Raw genomic sequence first — 21465 nt, 5'->3', positions numbered from 1 at the left:
TTGTTTCTGTGATCAGGGCCGCGTACCAAACGCTGGCGGCCCAACCTGCTCGGGTAGCAATCGATAAGCGTCGCGCACCCAATCACAGAGTAAGGCGCGGCTGTCACGGGGATCGATGAGGTCCTGGGCGCCAAAGTGCTCGGCGGTTCGGAACGGAGACGAAATCGCCTTCAGCTCCGCGGCGATTTCGGCGATGGTGGCGGCCGGGTCGTCGCTGGCTTCGATCTGGGCGCGGAACGCGGCCTCGATGCCGCCCTGGACCGGGAGCGATCCCCAGTCGCCGGACGGCCATGACCAACTGCGGCTGGCGCGGTGACGATTGATGATGCCGGCACCGCCGACACCGTAGACGCGGCGCAGAATGATCTCGGCCTGCGGCACCCGTGCCTGATAGACGGCGGCAATCGCCCGCGCTCCCGCACGGATGGTGGCGCGGCGCTCCGCCACCGAACCGATGGTCATGCCGGCCTGATCGGTGAGACTGACAATTGGCAAATGGAAAGTCTCGCACAGGTCCACCAGGCGGCCCACCGCCTGGGCGCCTTCCACCGACATGGTCGCGCCCCGCATCGGATCCGACGCGATCACGCCGACCGGGTGACCGTCCAGCCGCGCCAGAGCGGTGACGATACCGTCCCCGTACTCGGCATACGTGAACACGGAGCCGGCATCGAAGATAGCTTCCAGAATCGGCCCGATGGCGTACGGGTGCCTCGGGTTGCGCGGGATCGCACTCAACAGCGACGTCTCCCGACGATCCACCGGATCCGCCGATGCCACCACAGGCGGAGTCTCGAAGGCGCTGGCGGGCAAATAGCCCAGGAACGTGCGGATTACCGCGAAGGCGGCGGCCTCATCGGGCACGATCCGTTCCACCGAGCCGGTACCGCGATGTATGTCGGCGCCGCCAAGCTCCTCCTTGGTGAGGTCCTCGCCCGTGCCACCACGCACTACCGGCGGGCCCGCGGTGAACAGCTGCCCCAGCCCTTCGACCATCACCGCCAGATGCGACATCACCAGACGCGCCGCTCCCAGCCCCACCGTCGGCCCCAGGCACGCCGCCGCCACCGGCACCAGGGAGAGGTTGTCCACCACCGCGTCCCAGGCCGGGTTGACCGGAATGTAAGTGAAGCCGTTCTCGCGCGCCGTCTTGACACTGCCGCCGCCACTGGCGCCATCGAGCAAACGCACTACCGGCAGGCGCATCTCGCGCGCGTAGCGCTCGGCATAGATCTGCTTATCGTGGATCGCGGCATCACCGGAACCGCCGCGTACGGTGAAGTCGTCCACGCCAAGCACCACCTTGCGGCCGGCCACCGCCGCCGTCCCGGCGACGAAGTTTGCTGGCAGGATGCTTTCGGCGCGCCCATCCACGTAGTCCACGAAACCGGTCAGGGCACCGATCTCACGGAAACTGTCCGGATCGGCCAAAGCGGAGATGCGCTCTCGTGCCGTCAACTTGCCCGCCGCCCGTTGCCGTTCGACTTTCGCCTTGCCGCCCATGGCCTCGGCGAGCTGGCGACGGCGTTCGATCTCCGCCACCTCCGCCGACCAGTCTTCCTCCACGGCCTCGGCGGTGAAGGCATCGGCATGGTCCACGGCGCTGCCATAAGCAAGCAGATCACCCTCGTCGACGAAGTCGCCCGCCGCCACGACCACCGCGTCCACACGCATGGATTCCGTGGCACGGACCACATGTTCCATCTTCATCGCCTCGACCACCAGGAGCGGCGCCCCCGCCGCGACCACATCACCGACGGCCACGTCGATACTCAGCAGCACACCTCCCAGGGGCGAGCGGGCGACGCTGGCGCCTTCCGGCGCCCTGGGCCCGGCTTTGCCTTCCCGCTCCGCCTTCACCGCCGTCGGCAGGTGGTGTCCGGGTCGCCGATGTTCAAGCAGTGCCGGAAGGTGCGTATCCAGATACCCGGTATCGAACCGTCCCCGCGCGAAATCCGGCTCGGTGAGAATGCCATGCAGCAAGTCCAGGTTGGTGGGAACCCCGGTGATTTCGAACTCCGCCAGCGCCGCGGCGGTTCTCCGGACGGCGCCGCCAAAATCCTCGGCATGACCGATGACCTTGGCGATCAGGGAGTCGTAGCGGGGACTGACACGGTAACCCTCATAGCCATAGGTATCCACACGCAGTCCCGGTCCGGAGGGCAAGGTGAAGGTGTCGATCACTCCGCTACCCGGTCGCGGCGCGCCCCCGGCATCCAGGGTTTCCAGATTGACCCGGGTCTGGATCGCGAACCCTCGCGGCACCGGCGGCTCCTCCAGGCCCATATCCGTCAATTGCGCTCCACTGGCGATGCGCAGTTGAGCCACCACCAGGTCAACCCCGGTCACTTGTTCGGTGATGGTATGTTCCACTTGCAGTCGCGGATTGGCTTCCATGAAGAACACCTCGTCACCGTCGACAAGGAATTCAAAGGTTCCCAAACCGCGATACCTCAAGGCTCCGGCGAGTTGGAGCGCCGCGGCGATGATGCGGTCACGCTGGCCGGCTTCGAGCGCGGGACTCGGAGCGATTTCGATGAGTTTCTGATGGCGACGCTGGATACTGCAGTCGCGCTCGCCCAAATGCTGGACACTGACACCGTCACCCACCACCTGGATCTCGATATGACGGGGATCGCGGGCCAGGCGCTCCACGTAGAGAGCATCATTGCCGAAAGCCTGTCCGGCCTCGGACCGGCACCGCTCGAACGCGGCCGGCAATTCGCCGCGGTCGATGACCGCGCGCATGCCACGCCCACCGCCCCCGGCCAGCGCTTTGATCATCACCGCTCCGTGCTCATCGGCAAACGCCTCCGCCTCGGCCAGCGTGGTGGCGCCAGAGGTGCCAGGCATGACGGCAACGCCCTGCTCCACCGCGAAGGCCCTGGCCCGTGCCTTGTCACCAAGCATGGTCAGGGTGTCGGCGCTCGGGCCGACGAAGACCACCCCCGCCTCGGCGCAACGGTGGGCGAAATCCGCGTTCTCACTGAGAAACCCGTAGCCTGGATGAATCGCGCCACAACCGGATGAAACAGCAGCGTCGATCAAGGCACCGGCATCCAGGTAGGCGGCCACCCCGGTGCCCGGCAGCGCTACCGCCTGGTCGGCGCGATGGACATGCAGCGCGTCTTTGTCGTCCTCGGGAAAGACCGCGACGGCCCGCCCTCCCATCTCATGAATCGCCCGGATGATACGTACGGCGATCTCTCCACGATTGGCCACCAGCACGCTGGTCACGCCATGGTCTGTGGTCCCGGCCATGAGCACCTCTTTGTTGTTGACATTAGTGTCAAAGCACTATGCGGGCGCTCCGTTTAATGCGTCAAGTCATTTTACGTTCTTCATGGCACCGCCGCCCGGCGCTTCCCGTTTGGCCAAAAGCGTAATGTTTTTCCCGGGCATCGGAGCGGTTCCGCCGTGTACAAAGTCCCCTCCCTGGCGTTACATCTCTACCTTCCAGACCCTCAGCCCCGACCTTCACCGCGGCACCGGAGCCGCCGGACAACAGGAACCCGGATCATGAAAAAAGTGATCGCCGAGTCGCTGGCATCCATCGCCGACTATCAACTGACCGAAACCGGGCGTCCCACTCCTGGTGAAGGGGAATTACTAATACGCATCGCCGCCTGCGGGCTCGGCTATGTGGATTCCCTGGTCGCCCTCGGGCGCTATCAGGTGAAACCCACGCTGCCGCACACGCCTGGCCGAGAAGTGGCGGGCCGAATCGTCGCGGTAGGGGGCGGTATCGACCCATCGCGAGAGGGAGAGCGGGTGATGGCCACCGTCAACGGCGGACTGGCCGAGTACGCCCTGGCCTCGCAAGCGGAAGTGCGGCGGATCCCCGATGCCATGACGTTCGCCGAAGCCGCCGGGTTCCGCGTCAACTACCTGACCGCGCTGCACGGACTGGTTGACCGCGCCGCGTTGCAGCCGGGGGAAGCCGTGGTGGTGTTCGGCGCCGCCGGCGGTCTTGGCGCTGCCGGTGTCCAGGTGGCCAAACAACTCGGCGCCCGTGTGGTTGCCGTGGCGTCCTCCAAGGAGAAAAGGGCATTCTGCCAGGGACTGGGCGCGGACGAAGTACTGGATACCGAACCGGACGGCTGGCGGGACCGGCTGCGGGCCGCCTGCGGTGGCATGGCACCGGACGTGGTGTTCGATCCGGTATGCGGCCCATTATTCGAGCCGGCTTTCCGCTCTCTGCACTGGCGTGGCCGCCATCTGGTGCTGGGATTTACCGGCGGACCGATTCCCTCGTTGCGGGTCAATCTGCCGCTGATGAAAGGCGCGGGTCTGATCGGCGTGGATGTCAGGCAGTTTCTGCAATTGGAAGAACAGCGGGGTCAGGCGCATCTGGCGCACCTGTTGAGCTGGGTGGATGATGGCCGGCTGCAACCGCCGGTGGGGCGCGCCTTTCCCCTGGAGGCGTTTGCCGAGGCTCTGGAGTTCGCGCTGAGCGGCACCGGCTTGGGTAAAACCGTGGTCGAAATCGCCGACTTGGAAAGCGCCGATCTGTAAGGCCGTTGGCCGCCGGATGGGACGACGATACGGCGGCCATTCCCTCCCTGGGGGCCTTATCTCAAAAAGCGCACTATATTTCAAAATACATATCATAAATCAATAACCCTACCTCTCCCTGCCTCTTGCCCTTGCCGCATCATGCATTATAGTACATGTCAGTGTACTGGCTGTACCTAGCACCGAATCGATAACCACAACAATCTCGACAGCAAGGGAGAGAAGCCGACATGACCCAAGCCAAGGCTATGCACGAGCCCGCCGCTGACACCCTGCCCCGTCATTTCAACGCCGCCGACCACTTCATCGACCGCCATTTGCGGGAAGGCCGCGCCGGACACCTGGCGATCATCGATCGCGATGGCGAAATGAACTACGCGCGCCTTGCCGAACGGGTGGCTCGGGCCGCCTCCATGTACCGTGCCCTGGGACTACGCCAGGAAGACCGGGTGGCGCTCGCCATGTCCGACAGTGCCGACTACCTCGCTTGTTTCTGGGGCGCGTTGAAAGCCGGTGTTGTGCCGGTCTGCCTGAACACCCTGCTCACCCCGACCCAATATCGTTACATCCTCGGCGATTGCCGTGCCCAGGTATTGATCGTGGAGCAGTCCCTTTATGCCCAATTCGCCGAGTTGATCCCGGAGCTGTCCAATCTCGAAAAAGTGATCGTGGTGAATGGCCGCGAGGCCAACCACGACACCCTGGCGGGGCTGCTCGATAACGCCTCCGCGGAAAGCCGCGCCGCCGCGACAACCTGCGACGATATTGCCTTCTGGCTCTATTCTTCCGGCTCCACCGGCAACCCCAAGGGCGTTCCCCATCGTCACGCCAGTTTGTATTGGACCACCGAGCTGTACGGCAAGGGCGTATTGGGTATTCAGCCCCATGACCGTATTTTTTCCATCGCCAAACTGTTCTTCGCCTACGGTTTGGGTAACGGCATGACATTTCCGTTGTCGGTGGGCGCCACCGCCATCCTTTACGACGGCCGCCCGACCCCGGCGGCCGCGCTGGACATCATGGAGCGGCACCAGCCGACTATTTTTTGCGGCGTCCCAACGCTGTACGCGGCCCTGCTGGCCGATCCCGAATTGGCGCGGCACCCCGGATCAAAGGCCTTGCGCCGCAGTATTTCCGCCGGCGAGGCGTTACCGAAGGAGACCGGCGAACGATGGGAAAAGCGCTTCGGCTCCCCGATTCTTGACGGCGTCGGCTCCACCGAGATGCTGCACATCTATCTCACCAATCAGCCCGGTGACGTTCACTACGGTTGCTCTGGCCGCCCGGTACCCGGCTACCAAGTGAAGCTGGTGGATGAAAATGGCGACGACATCGAAACGGCCAATGAGATCGGAGAAATGCTGGTGAAAGGCCCCAGCGCCGCCAGCGGCTACTGGAATCAGCGGGACAAAAGCCTGCGCACTTTCGTTGGCGAATGGACCTGTACCGGCGACAAATACTATCGCGATGAACAGGGCCGCTATCACTACTGTGGACGCAGTGACGACATGTTCAAGTCCGGCGGCAACTGGGTCTCTCCGTTCGAGGTGGAGTCCACGCTGATGCAACACGAGGGGGTCATGGAAGCGGCGGTGGTAGCACGCAGCGACGACACCGAAAACCTCAAGCCGGCGGCCTATGTGGTATTGAAAGCCACCGTCGCCGACAAAGAGGCATTCAGCCGGGAGCTGCAGGACTTCGTGCGCTCACGTATTGAACTGTGGAAATACCCGCGCTGGGTGTATTTCGTTGATGAGCTGCCGAAAACCGCCACCGGCAAAATCCAGCGCTTCAAACTGCGGGCCCGGGAACAGGTGCCGGCATGACGCTGACAGCGTTGACCGTCTTGGGTGTGCGGTTGGAAGCCGCCTGGTTTGGCCCTCCTCCGGATCAGGCCGCCACCCTGGTGCTGCTCCATGAAGGGCTGGGCTGCGTGGCGTTGTGGAAAGCGTTTCCACAGCGCCTGGCGGAACTGACCGGATGTGGTGTGCTGGCCTACAGCCGCGCCGGCTATGGCGCTTCCGATCCGGTCACTCTGCCGCGTCCATTGAGCTACATGCACGAAGAGGCCCGCGAGATCCTGCCTCGGGTACTCGACGCCGCCAACGTGCAGCGGGCGGTGTTGATCGGCCACAGCGACGGCGCGTCCATCGCCCTGATCAATGCGGCGGCCGTGGTCGATCCAAGGGTACGCGGCCTGATCCTGATGGCGCCCCATGTGTTTACCGAGCCGATGGGGCTGGACAGCATCCGCACCGCCCGGGAGGCCTGGCAAAGCGGCTCGCTGCGTCAGGGTCTGGCCCGTTATCACCGTCATGTGGATGTGGCGTTTCAGGGGTGGAACGACGCTTGGCTGGATCCGGATTTCGCCGCCTGGAATCTGCAGGGGTTCATTCCCGGTATCCAATGCCCTTCGCTATTGCTGCAGGGGCGCCAGGACCAGTACGGAACCCACAAACAGCTGGACGCCATTGAGGGGGGTTGTTCCGGGCCCTGCCAGGTGGTCTGGCTGGATCACTGCGGCCATTCCCCTCACCGCGAACAGCCTGAAGTTACTTTGGAAACCATCCGGCATTTTGTCGCGGATCTCGCCCTGAAGGGCGCCCGTCCATCCTGAATCAGGAACTATAAATCATACCCCTTGCCATGAATGGCACTTTAATTCATTATCCTCCCATAAGATGCATTATAATTCTTGCTCGGGTCTGATAATGACCCTCCCGAATACATCGGACTCTCTGGAACCGCGCCACCCACAACAACCGAAGAGGCAGCGAAATGATCGACTTCCGGACCTCCCCCGACCAGTACCGGCACTGGCGACTGACCACCGACGGCCCCGTCGCCCATGTGACCATGGCGGTGAATGAAAACGCCGGCCTGTTCGACGGCTATCAATTAAAGATGAACTCCTATGACCTGGGCGTGGACATTGAACTCAACGACATTGTCCAGCGCCTGCGTTTCGAGCACCCGGAAGTAAAAGCCGTGGTGCTGGCATCCGCCAACGAAAAAATCTTCTGCGCCGGCGCCAATATCCGCATGCTCGGCGGCGCCAGCCATGGCCACAAGGTGAACTTCTGCAAGTTCACCAACGAAACCCGCAATGCCATCGAGGAAGCCAGCGCCGAATCCGGACAGATCTGGATGTGCGCGGTGAACGGCACCGCCGCCGGCGGCGGTTATGAACTGGCCCTGGCCACCGACCATATTCTGCTGATCGACGACGGCACCACCACGGTGTCACTGCCGGAAGTCTCTCTGCTCGCGGTGTTGCCGGGCACCGGCGGTCTCACCCGTGTCACCGACAAGCGCAAGGTACGCCGGGACCGGGCCGACATCTTCTGCAGCATGGAAGACGGTGTTCGCGGCCAGCGCGCGCTCGACTGGCGGCTGGTGGACGAGTTGGCGCCGGCCTCGCAATTCGATCAGGCGGTAACAGCCCGTGCCCAGGAACTGGCGCGGCGGTCCGATCGTCCGGACAACGCCAATGGCGTGCTCTTTTCACCGCTGAATCGTGAAATCGGCGAGCACAGCATCCATTACCGCCATCTCAGCGTGGAGTTGGACAACAGCCGACGCACCGCCACCCTGATTGTGCACGGCCCGCAACAGGACGCCCCCGGCTCTGTCGTGGATGCCCAGGCTCAAGGCGACGGTTTCTGGCCGTTGGCGCTGGCCCGTGACCTGGACGACGCCATTCTGCATTTGCGCCTCAATCAGCCGGAGATGGGCACCTGGCTGATAAAAAGTCAGGGCGACGCCCCCCGCATCGCCGGCTACGAAAGCCTGCTGCAGCAGGAACACTGGCTGATGCGTGAAATCCGCCTGTTCTGGAAACGCACTCTCAAGCGTCTTGACGTGACTTCCCGCACCCTGTTCGCCCTGGTGGAGCCGGGAAGCTGCTTCAGTGGTTTGCTCGCCGAGCTGGTGTTCTGCGCCGATCGCAGCTTCATGCTCGACGGCCAGTGGGAGCAGGACGATACCTCAGCCGCGAAATTGCAGCTGAGTGCGATGAACTTCGGCGCCCTCCCCATGAGCAACGGCCTTACCCGGCTGGAAACCCGATTCTACGGCGAACCGCAAAGCGTGCAGCGCGCCCGTGAACAACAAGGACAACCACTCGATGCCATGGCCGCCCTGCGCGGCGGCTTGATCACCGAAGCCTACGATGACATCGACTGGGACGAGGAACTGCGGCTGCTGATCGAGGAACGATCCAGCTTCTCCCCCGACGCTCTGATCGGCATGGAAGCGAACCTGCGCTTTACCGGCCCGGAAACCATGGAAACCCGTATCTTCGGGCGACTCACCGCCTGGCAAAACTGGATCTTCCAGCGCCCCAACGCCGTCGGCCGGCAAGGCGCCCTGCAACTGTACGGCAGCGGCTCTCGCCCCACCTACAACTTCGAGAGGATTTAACCCATGACCGCCTTGAAACAGGAAGTGAACTACGACGATCTGATTCCCAACAACGTCAATCTGTCCGAGGATCGCCGCCTGCGCAAAGCGCTGGAAGCCTGGCACCCCGGCTTTATCGATTGGTGGAAGGACATGGGCCCGGATGGTTTCCAGGACACGCCAGTGTATCTGCGCACCGCCGTCGGCGTGGATCCCAAGGGCTGGGCTGAATTCGGTTACGTGAACATGCCGGAGTACCGCTGGGGCATTCTGCTGGCGCCCGCCGAGGAAGGCCGTACTATCCCCTTCGGCAAACACAAGGGCGAACCGGTGTGGCAGGAAGTACCCGGCGAATACCGCGCCATGCTGCGCCGCCTGGTTGTCATCCAGGGCGACACCGAACCGGCCTCGGTGGAACAGCAGCGTCATCTCGGCAAGACCGCCCCTTCCCTCTACGATCTTCGCAACCTGTTCCAGGTCAACGTGGAAGAAGGCCGTCATCTGTGGGCCATGGTTTATCTGCTGCACAAATACTTCGGCAAGGACGGACGCGAAGAGGCGGAAAATCTGCTCAAGCGCACTTCCGGCGATAAGGACAAGCCGCGCATGCTCGGTGCCTTCAATGAAGAGACTCCGGATTGGTTGTCGTTCTTCATGTTCACCTTCTTCACTGACCGCGACGGCAAGATGCAACTGGAGTCCCTGGCGCAATCCGGCTTCGATCCGCTATCGCGTACCTGCCGCTTCATGCTCACCGAGGAAGCCCATCACATGTTCGTGGGGGAGTCTGGTATCTCCCGCATCATCCAGCGCACCTGCGAAGCCATGAATGAGGCCGGCATCACCGACCCCACTGATGTGGAGGCGGTGCGCAAGCTGGGCGTGATGGACCTGCCGATGATCCAGCGCAAGATGAATTTCCATCTTGCCGTGACGCTGGATCTGTTTGGCAACGAGGTCTCCACCAACGCCGCTTCCGCCTATGAAGCCGGTATCAAGGGCCGTTACCAGGAAACCCGGATCGACGATGACCATCAACTGCACAACGACACCTACGCGGTCCTCAAGGTGGTCGACGGTGAATTGAAGATGGTGGAAGAAACCGCCCTCAACGCTATCAATGCCCGGCTGCGTGATGACTACGTCAAGGACGCCGAGGGTGGCGTGAAACGCTGGAACAAATTGATCAAGAAAGCCGGCTTTGATTATGAACTGTCGTTGCCTCACATCGCCTTCAATCGTCAGATCGGCGAGTTCAGCGGCCTGTTCGTTTCCCCTGATGGTGCCGTTATCGACCAGTCCATCTTCGAAGCCAATCGCGACACCTGGTTGCCCACCGCCTCTGATCTCGCGTACCTGGACTCACTGATGAGGCCAGTCACCGAACCCGGCCAATACGCCGGTTGGATCGCACCACCGAAGATCGGCATTGACAACAAGCCCGGCGACTTCGAATACGTGCGTCTGGCCGGCTGATTTTTGCCGCTGCGCGGGCGTCGCGGCGCTCGCGGCAAGAGCGAGAGGACACATCATGAGTTTGTTGCGACAACACCTTATCGATCCGGAAATCTGCATCCGTTGCAACACCTGCGAGGAAACCTGCCCGATCGATGCGGTCACTCACAACGAAGACAACTATGTGGTGGATGCGGACAAGTGCAACTACTGCATGGACTGTATCGCCCCCTGCCCCACCGGCGCCATTGACAACTGGAGGCTGGTCAACGAGCCCTTTACCACCGAGCAGCAGTTCCAGTGGGATGAGCTGCCGGAAGAAAACACCGAAGCACTGAGTGACAGCGATACCCCCGACGATGACGACGAAGTCCGCGAACTTCTGGCCCAGGCCCACGCCGGCGTGCGCGCCCGCGCGCCGGACTCCGCCGGCAAGCCGTTGTTGAACATGTTCACCCGTTCGGCGCCCGCCCGAGCCCGGGTGGTGGGCAATTACCGTATAACCGCTGAAGACACCGAATCCGACATCCGTCATATCGTGCTGGATTTCGGCGCCACCGCCTTTCCGGTACTGGAAGGACAAAGCGTGGGTATCCTGCCGCCAGGCCAGACCGGTACCGGTAAACCGCACAAAATGCGACTGTATTCCGTCGCCAGCCCCCGCGACGGGGAGCGCCCCAATCACAACAATCTGTCACTGACGGTAAAGCGTGTGAACGGCGGCGTCGCCTCCAACTTCATTTGCGACCTGAATAAGGGCGACGAGGTGGAAGTGGTGGGCCCGTTCGGTGACAGCTTCCTGATGCCCGAACACCCGGACGCCAACATCATCATGATTTGTACCGGTACCGGATCGGCGCCCTTTCGCGCCATGACCGAACGCCGGCGCCGCAAGCAGCCGGACGCCAACGGCCGGCTGGTGTTGTTTTTCGGCGCCCGCACTCCCAATGAGCTGCCCTATTTCGGCCCGCTCAGCAAGCTGCCAGACAGTCTCATCCACAAGGAACTGGTGTTCTCCCGGCTGCCGGATGCGGACAAGGAATACGTCCAGCACCGGATGAAGGCGCGCGGCAACCTGCTTGGCGAGTTGCTTGGTAACAGCCACACCCACATTTACATCTGCGGCTTGAAAGGCATGGAGCAAGGCGTCGAGGAATCGCTCCATATGATCGCGGAAAAACACGGACTCGACTGGCCCGTTTTACGCGACGACATGGTCCGCCTCGGGCGCTATCACGTGGAGACCTACTAGGGTCTGCTCGGGATCCCATTAAACCAAAGCATTACAACAAAAAACGGGCAGGACTGGCCTGCCAGGAGAGAAAAAATGAAACAAACACGCATACGCAAACACACCCGACACCTGCTGACCGGCCTGGGGCTCTTCTTGTTGGCTTCGTTGCAACCCCTATTGGCGCAACAAAACGAGGCAGGACAGGCTGCGCCGGTAAAACTCGGACTGATGCTGCCCTATTCAGGCACCTACGCTCCCCTTGGCGAATCCATCACCAATGGCCTGAAACTGGCGATCAAACAAAACGGTGATCAACTGGGCGGGCGCCCGGTGGAATACGTTATCCTCGACAGTGAGGCCGACGCCTCCAAGGCGCCGCAGAACATGAGCCGCCTGGTCAAGGGCGACAAGGTTGATGTGGTCATTGGTCCGGTGCACTCCGGCGTGGCCATGGGCATGTTGAAAGTGGCGAAGCAGACCGGCGCCATCATGATCATCCCCAATGCCGGCCTGGGCGCGGCCACCGGGCAACTGTGCATGCCCAACGTGTTCCGTACTTCTTTTTCCATGTGGCAGGACAGCTACCCCATGGGCAAGGTGGCCTATGATCGTGGACACCGCGAAGTCGTGACCATCACCTGGAACTACGCCGGCGGCAAGGAGGATATCGCTGGCTTCGAGGAGTCCTTCACCAAAGCCGGCGGTGAGATCGTCAAACAAATCCTCGTGCCGTTCCCGGAAACCCAGTTTCAGCCCTATCTGACGGATATCGCCAGTATCAAGCCGGATGCGGTCTACACTTTCTTTGCCGGTGCCGGCGCGGTCCGCTTCGTACGCGACTATGCCAAGGTGGGTTTGAAGGACAGTGTGCCGCTGCTGGGTTCCGGGTTCCTCACCGACGGCAATCTGGACGCCCAGGGCGAAGCCGCCGAGGGCATCCTCACCACTCTGCACTACGCCGACGGTCTCGATTCGGATGTGGATCGCACCTTTCGAGAAGCCTATGGCAAAGCCTATGAGCGCGAGCTCGACACCTATGCGGTGCAGGGTTACGACGCCGGTATGATGCTGGTCCAGGCACTGGATCAGACCGACGGCGACAGCGCCGACAGGGACGCGCTGATCTCGGCGCTGGCCAGCGTCAAGCTGAACAGCCCGCGCGGGCCGGTCACCTTCTCCAAGGCCCACCATCCAATCCAGAACATTTATCTCCGCCAGGTCAAGGGCGGTCGCAACCAGGTCATCGACGTCGCCAGCCGGGCCCTGGAAGACCCTGCCCGTGGCTGCCGTATGTAGATCGATCAGGCGACCCGCGAAGCAGGGGAACGCCCCTGCCGGGCAACCGACCCGAGGAGAACGTTCATGGATCCCGTATTCATTGCCATACAGCTGCTCAACGGGCTGCAATATGGCCTGCTTCTGTTTCTGATCGCCAGCGGGCTGACGCTGATTTTCGGCATCATGGGCATTATCAATCTCGCCCACGGCGCCATGTATATGATCGGCGCCTATCTGGCCTATGATCTGACTTTGCGCACCGGCAGCTTCTGGCTCGCCTTGCTGCTGGCCGTGCCCGTCGCGGTGGTGTTGGGGCTGCTGATCGAGCGGCTGTTTCTCGGCACGCTGTATCGGCGTGATCACCTTTACCAGGTGCTGCTGACCTTCGGCTTGATCCTGGTACTCAACGAGGCCCAGCGCATCATCTGGGGCAGCGATGTGCTGAGCGTGCCGGTGCCTGCCTCCCTCAATGGCAACATCGCCTTGACCGGGAATCTCCAATACCCGGTCTACCGGCTGTTCGTGGCCGCCATCTGTCTGCTGGTGGCGGGGGGCATATATTGGATTATCCGCCATACCCGCCTGGGTATCGTCATCCGTGCTGGCGCGGTCAACCGCGACATGGTGGAAGGGCTCGGTATCGACGTTCGCACTCTGTTCACGCTGATTTTCAGTATCGGCGTGGGGCTGGCCGCATTTGCCGGCATGCTCTCCGCGCCGATGACCTCCCTGTACCCGGGCATGGGTGACAACATCCTTATCACCTGTTTCGTCATTGTCGTGATCGGAGGTATCGGCTCGATCAAGGGCGCCTTCCTCGGTTCCCTGCTGATAGGACAGGCGGCAACCTTTGGCCCGGTGCTGCTCCCCGCTCTCGCCAGCGTCATCATCTATCTGATCATGGCGGCCGTGCTCATTATCAAACCGCGCGGGCTGTTCGCCTGAGGAGGATACAATGCTTCACAGCTACCCCAAGCGCGTACCGATAATCATGCTCGCGCTGACCGTTCTGCTGGTGTTCTATCCTCTCTGGGGTCCCATTCTGATCGGTGACGGCAGCGATTTTTTCCTGGAAAAGTTGACCTTGATGCTGATTCTCGGCCTGTTCGCCATGAGCCTGGATCTTCTGGTGGGCGTGATTGGCCTGGTCAGCCTGGGACATGCCCTGTTCTTCGGTCTCGCCGGATACACCCTGGCGCTGGCCAGCCCCTCCTATAACGCCGCTTCGCTGTGGTGGATGCTGCCACTGGTGATGCTGGTGAGTGCCGTGTCCGCCCTGGTGATTGGCGCACTGGTGCTACGCACCCGGGGTATTTTCTTCATCATGACCACTCTGGCTTTCGGCCAGATGCTCTACTATCTGGTCAGTGACGCCAGCTTCACCGGCGGCAGCGACGGCCTTTTCATCATGTTCAAACCCACCCTGACCATCGGCGACCAGACGCTGATCGATCTCGAGAATCCGCTGCAGTTCTTTTATTTCGTCATGGGCATGACCCTGCTTACCTACCTGTTCCTGCACTGGTTGATACGTTCCTACTTTGGCCAAGTGCTCGACGGCATCCATGACAACGAACATCGTATGCAGGCGCTGGGTTATGCCACCTACGGCTACAAGCTGGCGGCTTTCGTCATCTCCGGAGTGCTGGCTGGCGTCGCCGGCATGCTGGCGGCCATGCAGTATGGCTTCGCCAACCCGGCGCAGTTGGGGTGGCACCTGTCCGGTGAAGTGCTGATGATGGTCATTCTTGGCGGCATGGGCACGTTGTTCGGTCCGTTACTCGGCGCCTTCGCCTACGAGCTGTTGCACTACGCCTTCGAGCATCTGACCGTCTATTGGCAACTACTGATGGGGCTGACGATTATTTTGATCGTATTGGTGTTACCGAAGGGCTTGGCCGGCCTCATTCTCGACCCGCCCCGCCTCGGGCTGCCGAGGATTGGGGTTGGCGGATTATTCCGCACCCGTCCCGCCGCTTCAAACAAAACGCGTCTGGGTCTCGCCGGGCCGCAAAAGCACGAGGAGGGCTGACCTCATGAGTGACACGCCCTTGTTGTCCACCCGGGGATTGACCTGCCGGTTCGGCGGTCTGACCGCGGTTGACCGGGTCGACTTTGATGTCCGGCCCGGCCAGGTCCACGCCATCCTCGGTCCCAATGGCGCGGGCAAGAGCACCTTGATCAATCTGCTCTCTGGTGAGCTGCGCCCCAGCGAAGGGGAAATCCACTATCGGCAACACCCGATTCACGGCCTGCCGGCCCATCGCGTGGCCCGTCTGGGTATCGGCCGCAGCCATCAGAAAACCAATATTTTTCCGCGCCTGAGCTGCCTCGAAAACTGCCGCCTCGCCGCCCGTATCCACCTCGGCGGCGTCATCGCCAGCTGGCGCTCGCGCGCCACCGCGCGGCAAGTCGATGAGCGCGCGGAACAGGCACTGGCAACCTGCCTGCTCACGCATCGCGCGTCGACCCCGGCAAGCGCCATGAGCTATGGCGAGCAACGCCAACTGCAAATCGCCATGGTGCTGGCCACCGCGCCCACACTGATGCTGCTCGACGAACCTCTTGCCGGTATGGGACGTGAGGAAACCAGCCGGGTTACCGAGTTGCTGCGCGCCTTGCGCGGCGACTACACCCTGGTGCTGATCGAACACGACATGGATTCCGTTTTCGCATTGGCGGAGCGGATCACCGTTATGGTCGACGGCCGTATCCTTGAGACTGGAACCACGGCGGCCATTCGCGGCAGCGAAAAAGTGCGTGACGTCTACCTGGGCCGACATCAACAGGAGCAGGCATGAACACCTTCAACGCGTCCCTTTCTCCCCCGCCAACGGTGCAACCTCTGATCGACGCCCGGAATCTACACGCCTTTTATGGTCAGAGTCATGTGCTCCATGGCATTGATCTTCATCTGATGCCCGGAGAGACCCTGAGCTTGATGGGGCGTAATGGCATGGGCAAGACCACCACCCTGAAGACGCTACTGGGCTTCGTTACACCCCGTCAGGGAAGCATCCGGATCTTGGGACAGCCGACCCGCAAGTGCCGGCCCTGGCAGGTGGTACGCCGGGGTATTGGGTATGTGCCGGAAGGACGGGGTATTTTCCCTGGCATCAATGTGCATGAGCATCTGATCATGGCGGCCCGCCCCAATGGCGAGGGCCAGTCCGTCTGGAATCTTGAGCGTGTTCTGGATACCTTTCCACGCTTGGCTCAGCGTCTGCAACACGATGGCGCCCTGCTATCCGGCGGCGAACAGCAGATGCTCGCCATCGGACGGGCGCTGATGACCAATCCTCGCATCATGATTCTCGACGAAGCCACCGAGGGGCTCGCCCCGCTGATCCGTGATGAGATCTGGAGGATCCTCGGCGAGATCAAACGCTCCGGCATAGCCAGCATCATTGTCGATAAGAACATCGATAACCTGCTGACCATCGCCGACCGGCACCTGGTGCTGGTAAAAGGCAAGGTGGTTTTTGACGGTGACGGTCCGCAAATCAGTCAGAATGCCGACCTACTCGACACCCACCTCGGCATGGGATAATGCCTTCCATCAGCGCCGGCCGAGGCCATCGCCGGTACGCTCAGGGAAACGGAGATGAGCATGCACCCTGCCAACGATCAGAATGAAAGCAACGGGCCAGACTATATGGCGACCATTGGAGACCGGGTGCGCGCCATTCGTGCCCGGCGGGGCATGGCGCGCAAGGAACTGTCATCCCAGTCGGACATCTCCGAACGCTATCTGGCACAAATCGAAGGCGGTAAGGCCAATATTTCAATCATGCTGCTTCAACGGCTCGCCGCCGCCATGGGCGTGCCAGTGCAGGATATCCTTCCGCAACAGGAACAGCAGGTCCTTCCGCCGCCTCTGCGGGATCTTCTCGATCGCCTGTCCCCTGCTCAACTGGACGAAGCGTACCAGTTGCTGGTCCGGCATTTTGACATGAACAAGGGGCAACACTGTGGTGTGGCGCTGATCGGCCTGCGCGGTGGCGGCAAAAGCCGGCTGGGTCGGATGCTTGGAGAGCGACTTAACGTGCCTTATATCCGTCTCAATGGCCTGATCGAACAGCTCGCCGGCATGGATATCGGCGAGATCATGGCGCTCGGCGGTCAGCCCGCTTATCGGCGTTTCGAACGGGAAGCGCTGGAGTATGTGATCGAACAGTATCCCCTTTCGGTGGTGGAAGCCGGCGGCAGCCTGGTGTCCGAAGCGGAGACCTTTCAACGTCTGCTGAACCGCTTCCACACCGTTTGGATCAAAGCCTCCCCGGAAGAGCACATGCAGCGTGTTATCGACCAGGGCGACACGCGGCCAATGCAAGGCCATACCCATGCCATGGATGACCTCAAACGCATACTGGTCGAACGCGACGCCGACTACCGTCGCGCCGACGCCGTCCTCGACACCTCCCACCGGAGCGTCGAGGACAGCTTCGCCGAGCTCCTGAGCCTGGCCCGCCCGTATTTGACCGACCCCGCGGCGGTCAACCAGTAACCGGGCAGTGCCAGACCAGGGCGCTGCCTGTGCTACCATTGCGCTCGATATTTATCGATTTTCCCCAATGACAAAAGCCGGCGGACAAAAAGAATGGCGGCCTCCTATCAGCTGCAAACACTGACTCGTGCCCTGGATGTCCTGGAGCTGCTGGAACGGACATCGGAACCGCTGTCCCTGACCGAAGTGGTCGCCGCCATGGGCGAAGCCACGACCATCGTTTATCGCATTCTGCAAACCCTGGAGGCACGTGGCTACGTCTATCGCCGCCCCGGGGACAAGCGATACAGCTACACCGGCCGCTCCACCGGAGCCGGCTCGATATCACGGGCCGTGGATTTATTGCGAGCGGCGGCGGATTACCTGCCGGAAAGCGCATCCACCGAACAGCTGTCCCGGCAAGCCGGGCTGGATCCACGCATCGCCCTTGAAATACTGGCGCCGCTGGCCGACAAGGGATTGCTGGAGCAGAACGCCGACAATGAACAATGGCGGCTCTCCCCTTCCGTCATGCAGTTGGCCCGGCACTTCCTCAACAACGACGATGTGCTGGTACGCATCCGCCCGCTGATGGAAAGACTTCACGCCGAAACAGGAGAGACCGTCTCCCTGTTTCACCGCGCCGGCGACAGACAAATCGTCACCTCGGTGTTACCCAGCCCCCACCCGGTACGCTACGCCCTGGAAACAGGCAGCGCTTTTCCGCTGTATCTGGGCGCGGCGGGCAAGGCAGCGCTGGCGTTTCTGCCCGAAGCCGAGGCGGAAGCGCTGATCCGTGGCCACAGGATGAGGGCCCTGACCCCGTATCAGCCCAAGGTGAGCGTTCTGCGCAAGGAGTTGAAAACCATCCGCCAGCAGGGCTTCGCCATATCCAACGGCGAACGCGTGGAGGGCGCCAGCGCCGTGGCCGCGCCCATCCGTGGTGGAAACGGATACCCGGCTGCGGTTGTCGGGCTGATGATGCCCAGCTTCCGCACTTCCGACGACCAGTTACGCCAGCTTGGCGTTCGTTTGCAGGAGGAACTCGGCGCCTTGTTTCCGGCATGAATTAGCCCAGGCGACCGCTTGGCGGGACGGGAGAAGATGAATAGTTTGGAGGGAGTTGAATCTGGTGCGGGTAGCCGGACTCGAACCGGCACGACCTAACGGTCGAGAGATTTTAAGTCTCTTGTGTCTACCAATTTCACCATACCCGCTTGATCTCGGGGCGCTCGTGGTAGAGGACTTCCGCGGAGAGGGATTGGAGGCGCGGGTCGGAATCGAACCGGCGTACACGGAGTTGCAGTCCGCTGCATAACCACTCTGCCACCGCGCCTGAAAAGCTTAAAGAACAAAAAACCCCGGCTTCGCCGAGGTTGGGAATTGGAGCGGGAAACGAGATTCGAACTCGCGACCCCAACCTTGGCAAGGTTGTGCTCTACCAGCTGAGCTATTCCCGCTTTGGCGTCGACTGTTTGCCTCGACGCGGATCAGCATTCTACTCAAGCGCCCTGGTCTGTCAACCCATTTTCTCTGTTTTTTCAGGGTCTTGGACGTGAACGCCGGAACTGCGGCGCCGCCGCCTTCAGATACAGAAACATCGACCATAAAGTGAGCAACATAGCCACATACAGACAAAGGTAACTCAACCAGAGAATCGGCGTCATGAGCATGCCCCCGCCCACGTCATAGCCGGGCTGGACCGCCAGCAACAGGGTAATGGCCACCATTTGGGTCACTGTCTTTATTTTGCCAATGGCGCTGACCGCCACCTTGGCCCGCATACCCAGCTCCGCCATCCATTCCCGTAGCGCCGACACGGTGATTTCCCGGCACACGATAACCATGGCCGGAGCAGTGAGCCAGAGCGTGGCATGCTGTTGCACCAGCATCAGCAGCGCCACCGCCACGATCAGCTTGTCCGCCACCGGATCCAGAAAGGCACCGAAGGGACTGGTTTGCCCCAGTTTCCGGGCCAGATAGCCATCCAGCCAGTCGGTCAGCCCGGCGGCCAGGAACAGCACCGCCGCCACCATGTTGCTGCCTTTGAACGGCAGGTAAAACGCCGCCACCAGGACCGGAATAGCGGCGACGCGGATCAGGGTCAGGATATTCGGCAGATTCAAAATCGGAGAGTGCGCAGGCATGAACCACTTCGACCGGCTGAAAAAAAACCAGTATAGCGGAATCCCGCCATCATCTCATTGCCAGACTGCTTTTGTGGGTATGGGCGTGAGGCCCCAGGCAAGAGAGGCTAGCCGTGAAACCAGTCGTATATGGTTTGCGCGGTCTGGGCGTTGACGCCCTCCACCCGGGCCAGTTCCTCCTTGGAGGCATTGCGCAATTGCTTGAGGCCGCCAAAATGGCTCAGCAATGCCTTGCGCCTCTTGGGCCCTACTCCTGGAATCTCCTCCAGTCCCGAGCGGCGGGCCTTGGCCCGGCGGGCACGGTGGCCGGTGATGGCGAAACGGTGGGCCTCGTCGCGGATCTGCTGCAGCAAATGCAGCGCTGAATCGCCGCCACCGGGCACCAGCTCACGGCCATCGGACAGATATAACGCCTCAAGTCCCGGCTTGCGGGTCGGCCCCTTGCCAATCCCCATGACCAGAATACGGTTATCCAGCTGCAAGGACTGGATCACCTCGAAGGCGCGCCGCATCTGCCCCTTGCCGCCGTCGATCAACAATAGATTCGGCAAACGCCCTTCCTCCTTGACCACACGCTGATAGCGGCGGCGGACCGCTTCCTCCAGCGCCTGGTAGTCATCACCGCCCTGGTCCGGGGTCACATTGAAATGACGGTAATCGCCCTTGCGCGGTCCATGCTGATCGAATACCACGCAGGAGGCCACCGCCCTTTCTCCCTGGGTGTGGCTGATATCAAAGCACTCCACGTGGCGGATCGGCGCGTCCGCCTCCAGCAGGGTCTCCAGAGCGTGGAAGCGGCTCTCCAGATGTTCGCGGGCCGCCAGGTCCCCGGCGATGGTCTGCTCGGCGTTGGTTTTGGCCATGTTGAGCCAGGCGGAACGCCCTGCCCTGACCCGCCAGGCCAGCCGGATCTGCCGTTGATAGCGGCCGGTCAAGGCCTCCTGCAGAGCCTCGGCACCGGGAAGTGCCATTGGCAGCAGAATTTCCTTCGGGATCGACTGCTCATCCCGCTCGCCCAGGTAATACTGGGCCAGGAACGCCTCCAGGATTTCCTCCTGATTATCCTCGCCACGGGTATCCGGACGGAAACTGCGATGCCCCAGCACCCGGCCCTGCCGGACCATCAACACTTCGATCACCGCCAGGCCATGACGGGTTGCTATGGCCACCGCGTCCACATTACCGCTGCCGGATTCCACATTCTGCTTCTGCTGCACCGCCTGTACCGCGGCCAGTTGATCACGTAACTCCGCCGCGCGCTCGAACTCCAGCCTCTCGGCGGCGGCTTCCATTTCCCGGGTCAGCCGGCGAGTCACCTCGCGGCTGCGGCCGGAGAGAAAATCGATCGCCATGCGTACCTGGGTGGCGTAATGCTCCTCGGACACCAGATCCACGCAGGGCGCGGTACAGCGGTGGATCTGATACTGCAGACAGGGACGGGAGCGGTTACGGAAGAAGCTGTCCCGGCAATTGCGGATCAGAAACACCTTTTCGATCAGCGCCAACGTTTCACGGACACTGCCGGCGCTGGGATAAGGTCCAAAATACTGGGCCCCGGGGCGCCGGCTGCCGCGATGGAAAGTCACCCGGGGAAAGCGGTCCGAGGTGGTAATCTTGATGTACGGATAGGACTTGTCGTCCCGCAGCAGAATGTTGTAAGGAGGCCGCAACGTCTTGATCAGCGACTGTTCCAGCAACAGCGCTTCCGCCTCGCTGCCGGTGACGGTGGTCTCCACCGCTTCGATCTTGGCCACCAGTGCGCGGGTCTTGGCGGAATCCACACGCTTCTGAAAATAACTGGAAAGCCGGGCCCGCAAATCCCGCGCCTTGCCCACGTACAGCACGCCGCCTTTGCCGTCCAGCATGCGGTACACCCCCGGAGTACGCGGGCAATGGGCGAGGAAATGCTTGGCGTCGAAACTGGACAAGTTCACTCCGAATTGTGATGG

Annotated in this window: 16 protein-coding genes and 3 tRNA genes; 13 read left to right on the top strand and 6 right to left on the bottom strand. The window is 61.8% G+C overall.

The window, feature by feature from the left end; translation table 11 throughout:
• Positions 1 to 12 precede the first annotated feature (12 nt).
• Positions 13 to 3261 carry a carboxyl transferase domain-containing protein gene (locus RYH70_RS09890; RefSeq protein ID WP_317010126.1) on the bottom strand — a complete coding sequence of 1083 codons (3249 nt, stop codon included), beginning with the start codon at positions 3259 to 3261 and terminating at the stop codon, positions 13 to 15.
• Between the two features lie 258 nt (positions 3262 to 3519).
• On the opposite strand from RYH70_RS09890, the gene RYH70_RS09885 reads away from it, so the two are divergent.
• From RYH70_RS09885 to RYH70_RS09825, 13 genes are all read left to right on the top strand, one after another.
• Positions 3520 to 4515 (top strand): NADPH:quinone oxidoreductase family protein, encoded by a 996-nt coding sequence (locus tag RYH70_RS09885; protein ID WP_317010125.1) that lies wholly within the window; start codon positions 3520 to 3522, stop codon positions 4513 to 4515.
• A 230-nt stretch (positions 4516 to 4745) separates the two neighbouring features.
• Complete coding sequence (locus RYH70_RS09880; RefSeq protein WP_317010124.1) at positions 4746 to 6341, top strand: benzoate-CoA ligase family protein; 1596 nt, start codon at positions 4746 to 4748, stop codon at positions 6339 to 6341.
• Positions 6338 to 7132: an alpha/beta fold hydrolase gene (locus RYH70_RS09875; protein ID WP_317010123.1), complete on the top strand. Its 795-nt coding sequence runs from the start codon at positions 6338 to 6340 to the stop codon at positions 7130 to 7132. Before RYH70_RS09880 ends, RYH70_RS09875 begins: the two co-directional genes overlap by 4 nt.
• Before the next feature lie 161 nt (positions 7133 to 7293).
• Positions 7294 to 8937, top strand: a complete 1644-nt coding sequence (gene boxC / locus RYH70_RS09870; protein ID WP_317010122.1) for a 2,3-epoxybenzoyl-CoA dihydrolase — start codon at positions 7294 to 7296, stop codon at positions 8935 to 8937.
• Between the two features lie 3 nt (positions 8938 to 8940).
• Positions 8941 to 10392 carry a benzoyl-CoA 2,3-epoxidase subunit BoxB gene (gene boxB, locus RYH70_RS09865; RefSeq protein WP_055100087.1) on the top strand — a complete coding sequence of 484 codons (1452 nt, stop codon included), beginning with the start codon at positions 8941 to 8943 and terminating at the stop codon, positions 10390 to 10392.
• 55 nt (positions 10393 to 10447) lie between these two features.
• Complete coding sequence (gene boxA / locus RYH70_RS09860) at positions 10448 to 11623, top strand: benzoyl-CoA 2,3-epoxidase subunit BoxA (RefSeq protein WP_317010121.1); 1176 nt, start codon at positions 10448 to 10450, stop codon at positions 11621 to 11623.
• Positions 11624 to 11698: 75 nt separating this feature from the next.
• Positions 11699 to 12901, top strand: a complete 1203-nt coding sequence (locus RYH70_RS09855; protein ID WP_116028110.1) for an ABC transporter substrate-binding protein — start codon at positions 11699 to 11701, stop codon at positions 12899 to 12901.
• A gap of 66 nt (positions 12902 to 12967) precedes the next feature.
• Positions 12968 to 13828: a branched-chain amino acid ABC transporter permease gene (locus RYH70_RS09850; protein ID WP_022995868.1), complete on the top strand. Its 861-nt coding sequence runs from the start codon at positions 12968 to 12970 to the stop codon at positions 13826 to 13828.
• Between the two features lie 10 nt (positions 13829 to 13838).
• Positions 13839 to 14915, top strand: coding sequence for a branched-chain amino acid ABC transporter permease (locus RYH70_RS09845; protein ID WP_055100092.1), 1077 nt, complete (start codon positions 13839 to 13841; stop codon positions 14913 to 14915).
• Between the two features lie 4 nt (positions 14916 to 14919).
• Positions 14920 to 15684, top strand: a complete 765-nt coding sequence (locus tag RYH70_RS09840) for an ABC transporter ATP-binding protein (RefSeq protein ID WP_022995866.1) — start codon at positions 14920 to 14922, stop codon at positions 15682 to 15684.
• A complete protein-coding gene (locus tag RYH70_RS09835; RefSeq protein ID WP_284455886.1) occupies positions 15681 to 16433 on the top strand; it encodes an ABC transporter ATP-binding protein in 753 nt (250 codons plus the stop codon). The genes RYH70_RS09840 and RYH70_RS09835 overlap by 4 nt, the downstream gene beginning before the upstream one ends.
• A 54-nt stretch (positions 16434 to 16487) precedes the next feature.
• On the top strand, positions 16488 to 17390 hold the full coding sequence (locus tag RYH70_RS09830; protein ID WP_317010120.1) for a helix-turn-helix transcriptional regulator: 903 nt from the start codon (positions 16488 to 16490) through the stop codon (positions 17388 to 17390).
• A gap of 93 nt (positions 17391 to 17483) precedes the next feature.
• Complete coding sequence (locus tag RYH70_RS09825; RefSeq protein WP_022995863.1) at positions 17484 to 18437, top strand: IclR family transcriptional regulator domain-containing protein; 954 nt, start codon at positions 17484 to 17486, stop codon at positions 18435 to 18437.
• Positions 18438 to 18499: 62 nt separating this feature from the next.
• Here RYH70_RS09825 and RYH70_RS09820 read toward each other — a convergent pair.
• The 5 genes from RYH70_RS09820 to uvrC all read right to left on the bottom strand — a co-directional run bounded on the left by RYH70_RS09820 (position 18500) and on the right by uvrC (position 21444).
• Positions 18500 to 18586 (bottom strand) — tRNA-Leu (locus RYH70_RS09820).
• 45 nt (positions 18587 to 18631) lie between these two features.
• Positions 18632 to 18705: transfer RNA gene (locus RYH70_RS09815), tRNA-Cys, on the bottom strand.
• Positions 18706 to 18753: 48 nt separating this feature from the next.
• Positions 18754 to 18829 (bottom strand) — tRNA-Gly (locus RYH70_RS09810).
• Positions 18830 to 18910: 81 nt separating this feature from the next.
• Positions 18911 to 19516: a CDP-diacylglycerol--glycerol-3-phosphate 3-phosphatidyltransferase gene (gene pgsA / locus RYH70_RS09805; RefSeq protein ID WP_022996804.1), complete on the bottom strand. Its 606-nt coding sequence runs from the start codon at positions 19514 to 19516 to the stop codon at positions 18911 to 18913.
• A gap of 107 nt (positions 19517 to 19623) precedes the next feature.
• A complete protein-coding gene (gene uvrC / locus RYH70_RS09800; RefSeq protein ID WP_284455711.1) occupies positions 19624 to 21444 on the bottom strand; it encodes an excinuclease ABC subunit UvrC in 1821 nt (606 codons plus the stop codon).
• Between the last annotated feature and the right edge of the window lie 21 nt (positions 21445 to 21465).

Origin of the sequence: Alloalcanivorax xenomutans (assembly GCF_032810065.1) — a bacterium.
In the GTDB taxonomy this organism is placed as follows: Bacteria; Pseudomonadota; Gammaproteobacteria; order Pseudomonadales; family Alcanivoracaceae; genus Alloalcanivorax; species Alloalcanivorax xenomutans.
Note: the sequence above shows the minus strand (reverse complement) of the source record. Positions and strands in the feature narration are given on the sequence as shown.

What these genes read in the sequence shown, in the direction of transcription:
- RYH70_RS09880 (WP_317010124.1), top strand. Translation starts at nt 4,746, where the DNA reads ATGACCCAAGCCAAGGCTATGCACGAGCCCGCCGCTGACACCCTGCCC.
- RYH70_RS09830 (WP_317010120.1), top strand. Translation starts at nt 16,488, where the DNA reads ATGAGCATGCACCCTGCCAACGATCAGAATGAAAGCAACGGGCCAGAC.
- RYH70_RS09890 (WP_317010126.1), bottom strand. Translation starts at nt 3,261, where the DNA reads ATGGCCGGGACCACAGACCATGGCGTGACCAGCGTGCTGGTGGCCAAT.
- RYH70_RS09845 (WP_055100092.1), top strand. Translation starts at nt 13,839, where the DNA reads ATGCTTCACAGCTACCCCAAGCGCGTACCGATAATCATGCTCGCGCTG.
- RYH70_RS09875 (WP_317010123.1), top strand. Translation starts at nt 6,338, where the DNA reads ATGACGCTGACAGCGTTGACCGTCTTGGGTGTGCGGTTGGAAGCCGCC.
- boxA (WP_317010121.1), top strand. Translation starts at nt 10,448, where the DNA reads ATGAGTTTGTTGCGACAACACCTTATCGATCCGGAAATCTGCATCCGT.
- RYH70_RS09850 (WP_022995868.1), top strand. Translation starts at nt 12,968, where the DNA reads ATGGATCCCGTATTCATTGCCATACAGCTGCTCAACGGGCTGCAATAT.
- RYH70_RS09825 (WP_022995863.1), top strand. Translation starts at nt 17,484, where the DNA reads ATGGCGGCCTCCTATCAGCTGCAAACACTGACTCGTGCCCTGGATGTC.
- RYH70_RS09840 (WP_022995866.1), top strand. Translation starts at nt 14,920, where the DNA reads ATGAGTGACACGCCCTTGTTGTCCACCCGGGGATTGACCTGCCGGTTC.
- RYH70_RS09835 (WP_284455886.1), top strand. Translation starts at nt 15,681, where the DNA reads ATGAACACCTTCAACGCGTCCCTTTCTCCCCCGCCAACGGTGCAACCT.
- RYH70_RS09885 (WP_317010125.1), top strand. Translation starts at nt 3,520, where the DNA reads ATGAAAAAAGTGATCGCCGAGTCGCTGGCATCCATCGCCGACTATCAA.
- boxB (WP_055100087.1), top strand. Translation starts at nt 8,941, where the DNA reads ATGACCGCCTTGAAACAGGAAGTGAACTACGACGATCTGATTCCCAAC.
- boxC (WP_317010122.1), top strand. Translation starts at nt 7,294, where the DNA reads ATGATCGACTTCCGGACCTCCCCCGACCAGTACCGGCACTGGCGACTG.
- pgsA (WP_022996804.1), bottom strand. Translation starts at nt 19,516, where the DNA reads ATGCCTGCGCACTCTCCGATTTTGAATCTGCCGAATATCCTGACCCTG.
- RYH70_RS09855 (WP_116028110.1), top strand. Translation starts at nt 11,699, where the DNA reads ATGAAACAAACACGCATACGCAAACACACCCGACACCTGCTGACCGGC.